Source organism: Sphingomonas sp. STIS6.2 (assembly GCF_000732685.2).
GTDB lineage: Bacteria > Pseudomonadota > Alphaproteobacteria > Sphingomonadales > Sphingomonadaceae > Sphingomonas > Sphingomonas aerolata.
In genome coordinates this window covers 1-1121 of the sequence record NZ_JPDP02000151.1, presented here as the reverse complement: position 1 = coordinate 1121, position 1121 = coordinate 1, and the positions used below count along the sequence as shown (strand labels likewise).

At 61.9% G+C, this 1121-nt stretch carries 1 protein-coding gene; it reads right to left on the bottom strand.

Going from position 1 to position 1121, the window contains the following annotated elements; translation table 11 throughout:
- Positions 1 to 898, bottom strand: an 898-nt coding sequence (locus sphst_RS14645; RefSeq protein ID WP_107045753.1) for a polysaccharide deacetylase family protein, incomplete at its 3' end; no start/stop codon positions are given.
- Positions 899 to 1121 lie beyond the last annotated feature (223 nt).

The following is a 1121-nucleotide window of genomic DNA, read 5'->3' as shown; positions in this document are numbered from 1 at the left end:
GCCGCCCGTCAACCTTCACCTGTCGTTCCCGCGCCCATCGGTACGCCCACATGGGACCGAACTTCGTCGCGACCGCAGGCATCGCCGAATAGGCCGGGTCCGCTTGTGCCTGCGTGAGCGAAACGAACCCGTAGCCGGCTGACCGGAATAGGCCGAGTAGCGGCTCGATCGTCGCGGCATTCAAGCGGTTGGCGTGCAGTAGCATGATCGCCGGCACATCGCGGCCGAGGACCTTGCGGTCTAGGTCGCCATAATAGGCGATCTGGACGCGGGTATGATCCAAATAGGCCCGCGCGACCCGCTGCATCATGGCCTTATCCCGCTCGATGAAGGCGCGTTCGTAGGCGCTGTTGAACAGGTAATCGGACGTATCAATCGTCGATGCGGCCAGTCTGTAGCCATGACTGGCGAGAAGCCTTTCGATCCCGAGCCGCTTAGTCTCGGTGTCGCCGACGTGGTTGTAGGGAAAGCGGAAGAACGGGATGGGACGATCGCTCGATGTCGCCATTGGCCGGATGGTTGCTTCCCCCTTCATGACCTCCTTCTCGATTTCCGCAACGTCGAGGTCGTTGCTATCAAAATGGCTGTAGCCGTGATTGCCGAGAGCTAGGAGGCCTGTGTTCCACTCGCCAAGTAGGCGAGGACCAGCAGGCCCAAGTGCCTGCACCTTGTCCTCGTTGACGAAGCCGGTTGCAGGAACGCGAGCGCGCCGCAGGGCGCTGACGATCTGGCGCTGTGCTGCGTTAGCGGCGTCGGGGGAGACGGGCGGCCCGTCGCTGGCATACGGGAGATCATCGAAGGTGATCGCGACGACCCGACCGGCCTTTGCCGGCGGAGATCCTTCAGCGGACACGGGGACTGCCAAGCAAGCGAAGCCGACAAGCGCCAGCGTCGTCATCAAGAGCCGGCAAAGAGAACGAGCTGTGGGACGGACTTTCATGTCCCATCACCTAGCCGATCGTGGTCGAGGGTGAGAAGCTTTCCCGATTTACCATCGATTCCGAGAACGCCTCCGCCGTCTCGCTTGCCGTTCCTTTTCGGGAAAGCTCGACCGCATGTCTCAGTCTGTGTGGCCCGCTAATGCTGCGGTGACGAGGGCAGCGTTATCAGGTGCAACCTTG